The organism is Micromonospora sp., from assembly GCF_048594385.1.
Lineage (GTDB): Bacteria > Actinomycetota > Actinomycetes > Mycobacteriales > Micromonosporaceae > Micromonospora > Micromonospora wenchangensis.
Genome location: NZ_JBMDWU010000489.1, coordinates 1 through 7,205, shown reverse-complemented (window position 1 = coordinate 7,205; position 7,205 = coordinate 1). Strand labels below are relative to the sequence as shown.

Sequence of the window (7,205 nt, the reverse complement as noted above, 5' to 3'; positions counted from 1 at the left end):
GGTGTTGTCGGTGGGTTTGCGGGAGTCGTTGGAGGTGTTGGGTTCGGGTGGTGTGGTGGTGCCGACGTTGCGTCGGGGTGAGGGTGGTGTGGGTCGGGTGTTGTTGTCGTTGGGTGAGGCGTTTGTGTCGGGGGTGGGGGTTGATTGGGAGCGGGTGGTGCCGGAGGCTGCCCGGGTCGACCTACCCACCTACCCCTTCCAACACGAGCACTACTGGCTCAGGTACGCCCCGTCCACCGGCACCACCGACCGGGGCGACCACGCGCTGCTCGGTGCCGCGGTGGAACTCCCCGGCTCGGGCGGGATGGTGCTGACCGGCACCGTGTCCCAGGCCGGCCTGCCCTGGCTGGCCGGCCACACCGTCGGCGACACCGTCGTGCTGCCCGGCACCGCACTGCTCGACCTGGCGCTGAAGGCCGGCGACGACGTCGGGCTCGACCACGTCGACGTCCTCACCCTGCACGAGCCGCTGACCGTGCCGGCCCGGACCGCCGTCCACCTGCGGGTGGAGATCGGCGCACCGGGTGACGACGCCCGCCGGGCGCTGAGCATCCACTCCCGACGGGCCGACACCCCGGCCGGCGCCCCGTGGCGGTGCCACGCCGCAGGCACGCTCGCCGTCGGCGTACCGCTGCCCGGGGCGGACCTGACGGTCTGGCCGGCGCCCGACGCGACCGCCGAGCCCACCGCCGACGGTGTCGCGCGGTGGCGGCGGGGCGACGAGGTCTTCGCCGAGGTCCGGCTGCCCGACCGGCAGCACGCCGAGGCGGACCACTTCGGACTGCACCCGGCCCTGCTCGACGCCGCGTTGCGGGCCGTCGGCGATCCGGCCGGCACACCGTCCCGGCTGGTCGGGAGGCACGGCGTCACCCTGCGGGCCGTGGGCGCGACCGTGCTGCGCGTGCACCGCGCCGGATCGGGCCAGGTGACCGTCGCCGACGCGACCGGCTCCCCGGTGGCCACGATCGCCGCCGTCACCACCCGCCCCTGCCCGGCCGGCGAGGCCCGGACCGCGAGCGCCGCCGCCCAGGACGGCCTGTTCCGGGTGGAGTGGGTCGCGGTGCCGACGCCCGTCCCGCCGTCGCCGCCGACCCTGGTCGTCGTCGGTGCCGACCCGCTGCGGGCGCGCGCCGGGCTGATGTCGGCGGACACCTACGCCGAGGCGTACCCCGACCTGGCCGCGCTCACCGCCGCGGTCGAAGCCGGCGCGCCCCGCCCGGACGTCATCCTGCTCAGCGACACCGACCCCGCCCCGGCAGGCGGCAGCCCCTGGGAGACCAGCCGCCTCGTCACCCTGCACCGGGACCCGACCGCCACCGCCGTGCGCCGCCGTGGCCGGGCGGGCGGCACCACAGCCGACCCGGTCCCGGCCCCTGCGGTGCCGGCCGCCGCGCCGCCCGCACCCGGCGACACCGTCGTGGTCGACGGCGCCAAGGCGTCCTGGCGGGCCCTGGCGACGGCGCTCACCCTGGCCGAACCGCACCTGGTCGTGCGCCGGGGCACCGTGCTGACGCCCCGGCTGACCCGGGTCGCCGTCCCGGTGCACGACGCGACGCCGCTCGACGTCACCGGCCCGGTGCTGGTCACCGGCGGCGCGTCGGCGGCGCGCGGAGCGACCGTGGCCTTCCTGCGCGGATGCGGGATCGAGGCCGGCGACGGCAGCGGGGACGACGCCGCCACCACCGTCGTCCGGGTGGACGCCCCCGACGCGGCGGCGGTCACCGACAGCGCCACCCCGACCGTCACGCTGCTGCGGGAACGGCCCGCCGGTGAGCCGTCGCCTGACGAACTCGCCCTCGTCGAGGCGGCCTGCCGCCTCGGTGGGTCGCTGGTCGTCGCGGCCGGAGCCGGCACCTGGTCCCGTTCCCCCGAGGCCCCGGCGCTGCTGCGGTCGCTGGCCCCGGCCGCCACCCGCCGCACCGTACGGGCCGCCATCGACGCTCCGGCCGGCCTCAAGCAACGACTGGTGCTCGCGCCCGAGGGCGACCGGGACCAGATCCTGCTGGAACTGGTACGCCGCAACGTCGCGGCGGTACTCGGCCTGGCGTCGGCGGAGACCGTCGAACGGGACCGGCGGTTCCGGGACGCCGGGTTCGACTCGCTGTCCGCCCTGACGGTCCGCAACCTGATCAGCACGGAGACCGACCTGCGGCTCGCGCCCACGGTGGTCTTCGACCACTCCACGCCCGACGCCCTGGTGCGTCACCTCAGGCAGGAACTGCTCGGCTACTGACGACCCGCCGGCCCGCGGCGGACACAGCTGAAGAATGGAGGGACCCCGTGCGAGTCGATGGTGTCTATCTCGACGGGATCGGCCAGTACCTGCCCGACTGGGTCAGCGCCGAGGACGCGGTCGCGGACGGCCGGTACCGGGCGGAGGTCTTCGAGGCCAGCGGCCTGACCGGCACGCACGTCTCGACGAAACTACCCGCCCTCGACATGGCGGTGCTGGCCGCCCGGACCGCGCTGGAGCGGTCCTCGGTGGCGACCGCCGACGTCGAGTCACACATCCACGCCAGCGTCTACCACCAGGGCCCCGAGGGCTCCTACCCACCCGGGTACGTCCTGCGCGAGCTGGGGGTGACCGGCGTCGGCTCCCTGGAGATCCGGCAGGGGTGCAACGGGCTGCTCGCCGCCCTGGAGATCGCCGTCGGGCAGCTCACCGGCGTGGCGGAACTCGCCGTGGCCCTGCTGACCACCGCCCAGAACTTCGAGACGCCGCTGATCGACAGGTGGCACGGCTTCGGTGACTCGTACATCCTCGCCGACGGCGCCGCGGCGGCCGTCGTCACCACCGAACCGGGATTCGCCGAGGTGCGGTCGATCTGCTCCGGCACCCTGCCCGAGCTGGAACGGTGGCACCGCGGCGACGGCCCGCTGACCCCACCGGCCGGACAGACCGTCGAACCGGTGTCGATGGCCGCCCGGGCGGCCGCCTTCACCGACGACGAGATGCCGCTGGCGCGGGCCGTGGAGAGCCTCAGCGAGTTCGACGTCGGCATCATCCGGCGGGCCCTGGTCGACGCGGATCTCAACGTCGCCGACCTGGCCCGGGTGATCACCATCAACGAGGACGCCCGGATGACCGAGTTCACCACCCTCGGCCCGCTCGGCGTCGACCTGTCCCGGTCGGTCTGGGACTACGGCCGCTCGGTCGGGCCCGTCGGGGCGGCCGACCTGGTCATCTCGCTGGAACACCTGCTCGTCACCGGGCAGGTCCAGCCCGGCGACCACCTCCTGCTGGTCTCCCAGGGGCCGGGCTGGCTCTGTTCCGCGGCCGTGCTCACCCTGCGGGAAAGGCCGTCCTGGCTGGAGTGAACTGCCGTTTTAGATGCGTTCTAGGCCCTCTGTCTAGCGTCGAACCGTCACACGTTCCGAGTGCGCAACGGAGGGGATTCAGTGGACGCGATCGTGGCCGACGATGTCGATACCGGGACCTTTGGCGTACCCGGAGCACGCCTCTATTACGAGGTCCAGGGGCAGGGACCGGTGCTGCTGGTCCTGCAGGCCGGTGAGGGTGACGCCGGACGGACCAGCTACCTCGTACAGCAACTCGCCGACCGGTACACGGTGGTGACCTACGACCGGCGTGGCCTGTCCCGCAGCAAGCTCGACGGGCCACCCGGTCCGCTCACCATGGAGACCCACGCCGACGACGCGAGTGCCCTGCTCACCCACCTCACCGACCAGCCCGCCCACGTGCTCGGCTCCGGCTACGGTGCGGCGATCGGGCTCTACCTCTCGCTGCGTCACCCGCAGCAGGTCCGCACCCTGGTCGCGCACGAGGCGCCCACCCTGCGGCTGCTGCCGGCGGCCACCCGGGAACGGGTCGTGCGCGGCGTGGCCGCGGCCGAACGGGCCTACCACAACGACGGCTGGGGCCCCGCCATGAAACAGATGGCGGCGCTCAGCGGCATCGACCTGACCACCCTGGAGATGGAACCGGGCGTCGACTTCCAGCCGATGACGGTCGACCGGGCCGCGAACATCGAGTTCTTCGTCAAGTACGACGGCCCGGCCTTCCGCAACTGCCAGCTCGACGCCGACGACATCGCCCGGCTCAAGCAGACCGGGATCCGGGTGGTCCCGGCCGGCGGCTGCATCTCGCAGGACATCTGGGCGTACGTCTGCGCGGAGGCGCTCGCCGACGAACTCGGTACGGCGGTGGTGGAGTTCCCCGGTGGCCGCAACGGCCACACCACGCACCCCCGCGCCTTCTCGGCGCGCCTGCACCAGGTGCTCGCCGCCGTCGCCTGAGTTCCGCGCTCCGACATCCCACCACCGAACAGGGACGGCCACCCATGGGAAGCATCGCCCCCGCGTACCAGGACGCCATCGCGGTCATCGGAATGTCCTGCCGGTTCCCCGGCGCAGCCTCCCCGGCGGAGTTCTGGGACCTGTTGGTACGCGGGGAGGAGGCGATCCGCGAGGCACCGGCCGACCGCTGGTCCGGTGACCCGGGTACGGTCCGTCGCGGCGGTTTCCTCGACGACGTGGCCGGCTTCGACGCCCCGTTCTTCGGGGTGTCGCCCCGCGAGGCCGCCGCGATGGACCCGCAGCAGCGGCTGATGCTGGAACTGGCCTGGGAGGCGCTGGAGAATGCCGGTGCCGACCCGACGCCGCTGCGCGGCTCGTCGACCGGGGTGTTCATCGGCACGATCCAGGACGACTACGCCACCCTGACCCGTCGCGGTGGTGGCGACCCCGGCCCGCACACCCTCACCGGGCTGCACCGCAGCGTCATCGCCAACCGGGTCTCCTACCGGCTGGGCCTGGCCGGGCCGAGCATGGTGGTCGACACCGGCCAGTCGTCGGCCCTGGTGGCGGTGCACCGGGCGATCGAGTCGCTGCACGCCGGCGAGTGCACGATGGTGCTCGCCGGTGGCGTCAACCTGATCCTCACCGGGGAGAGCACCGACGCCGTACGCGGTTTCGGCGGCCTGTCGCCCACCGGGCGTACCCACCTGTTCGACGCGCGCGCCGACGGTTACGTCCGGGGCGAGGGCGGTGGCCTGGTCGTCCTGAAGCGGCTCGCCGACGCCGTCGCCGACGGCGACCGGATCGTCTGTGTCGTCCACGGCGGCGCCGTCAACAACGACGGGGGCGGCGACGGCCTCACCACCCCCAGCCGGGCCGGCCAGGAACAGGTGGTCCGGCTCGCGCACGCCCGCGCCGGCACCGACCCGGCCGCCACCGGGTACGTGGAACTGCACGGCACCGGAACCCCGGTGGGTGACCCGATCGAGGCCGCCGCGCTCGGCGCGGTGGTCGGCGCGGCCCTGCCCGCCGGTGACCGGCTGCTGGTCGGCTCGGCCAAGACCAACGTCGGTCACCTGGAGGGCGCCGCCGGGGTGGTGGGGCTGATCAAGACGGTGCTCGCCCTGCGGCACGGGCTGGTCCCCGCCTCCCTGCACCACGAGACGCCCAACCCGGCGATCGACTTCGCGGCCACCAGGCTGACTGTGCAGACCACCCTCGCCGCGTGGCCCGCCACCCGGCCCCTGGCCGGCGTCTCCTCCTTCGGCATGGGCGGCACCAACTGCCACCTGGTCCTCGGCCCCTGGCCCGCACCGCCCGCCGCCGCATTGCCTGCCACCGAGCCGCCCGCCACCCCGGCCGCCGTACCCGCCGTTGACCGCGTCGTCTGGCCGCTGTCCGGTCGTACCCCGGCGGCGCTGCGCGCCCAGGCGCAGCGTCTGCACGACCACCTCGTCGACCGGCCCACGGTGCCGGTCGGCGACGTCGGCCGTTCGTTGGCCGCCCGCAGCGGCTTCGACCACCGGGCCGCGATCGTCGGCCGGGACCGCGACGACCTGCTCGCCGGCCTGGCCGCCGTCGCCGACGGTCGTCGCCGGGCCGGGCTGGTCACCGGCCGGGCCGGCGGCGGCGGGCTGGCCTTCCTGTTCACCGGCCAGGGCGCGCAGCGCCCCGGGATGGGACGTGACCTGTACGCCGCCTCGCCGGTCTTCGCCGACGCGTTCGACGAGGTCTGCGCGGAACTCGACAGGCACCTGGACCGGCCGCTGCGCGAGGTCGTCTGGGACGACCCGGACACGCTCGACCAGACCGGCTACACGCAGCCCGCGCTCTTCGCCCTCCAGACGGCACTGTTCCGGCTCACCGTCTCCTTCGGCGTACGCCCCGACCACCTGCTCGGCCACTCGATCGGTGAACTGTCCGCCGCGTACGCCGCCGGGGTCTGGTCCCTGCCCGACGCCTGCCTGCTCGTCGCCGCCCGTGGCCGGCTCATGCAGGCCGCCCCGGCCGGGGGCGCGATGCTGGCGATCGCCGCACCGGAGGAGGTCGTGGCCGCCCACCTCGCCGACGTCGCCGGGCGGCTGGACCTGGCCGCCGTGAACGGGCGCAACGCCGTCGTCGTCTCAGGTGACGCCGACGCCGTCACCGACCTCGCCGCCCACTTCGACCAGCTCGACGTCAAGACCCGACGGCTGCGGGTCAGCCACGCGTTCCACTCCGCCCACATGGACCCGGCGCTCGACGAGTTCACCCGCATCGTCGCCGGCGTGCCCACCCGGACGCCCCTGGTGCCGGTGGTGTCGAACGTGTCCGGGGAGCTGGTACGGGCCGACTACGCCGACCCGGCGTACTGGGCGGCGCAGATCCGTCGACCGGTGCGCTTCCTCGACGGCCTCCGCACGCTGCGGTCCGCCGGGGTCACCGGGTTCCTGGAACTCGGGCCGGACCCGGTGCTGACCGGGCTCGCCGAGGCGGAGCACGACGCCGAGGACTCCGCGTACGCCGCCCTGCTGCGTCGGGACCGCGACGAGCCGACGACGGCGTTGACCGCGCTGGCCCGGCTGCACACCCACGGCGTACCGGTGGACTGGTCACCACTGTGGCCGGCCGCCGACCGTACCGACCTGCCGACGTACGCGTTCCAGCGGCGGCCGTACTGGATCGACACCGCCACGGCCACCGACACCGCCGCCGGGCACGCCGGTGCGTCGGTACCGGCCGCCCCGCAGGACACCGCGACCGGGACGGCGGACGTCGATCCGGCGAGCTGGGCGGGGCGTCTGCTGGCGATGCCCGAGGACAAGCGCCGGCCCGCCGCCGAGCTGCTCGTCCGTCGCCTGGTCGCCGAGACGCTCGGGTACGCCGACCCGGCAGAGGTGGACGGTGCGCTCACCTTCAAGGAACTCGGCATCTCGTCGCTCACCGCGGTGGAACTGCGCAACCTGGTG

4 protein-coding genes are annotated in these 7,205 nt (G+C 74.4%); all 4 read left to right on the top strand.

Features of this window, described 5'->3' with window-relative positions; translation table 11 throughout:
* A partial coding sequence (locus ACOJTC_RS26560; protein WP_420118931.1) for a phosphopantetheine-binding protein occupies positions 1-2,233 on the top strand: 2,233 nt, incomplete at its 5' end.
* Positions 2,234-2,280: 47 nt separating this feature from the next.
* Positions 2,281-3,318: a ketoacyl-ACP synthase III family protein gene (locus ACOJTC_RS26555; protein WP_420118930.1), complete on the top strand. Its 1,038-nt coding sequence runs from the start codon at positions 2,281-2,283 to the stop codon at positions 3,316-3,318.
* A 171-nt stretch (positions 3,319-3,489) separates the two neighbouring features.
* Positions 3,490-4,257, top strand: a complete 768-nt coding sequence (locus ACOJTC_RS26550; protein WP_420118929.1) for an alpha/beta fold hydrolase — start codon at positions 3,490-3,492, stop codon at positions 4,255-4,257.
* Between the two features lie 44 nt (positions 4,258-4,301).
* A partial coding sequence (locus ACOJTC_RS26545) for a type I polyketide synthase (RefSeq protein ID WP_420118928.1) occupies positions 4,302-7,205 on the top strand: 2,904 nt, incomplete at its 3' end.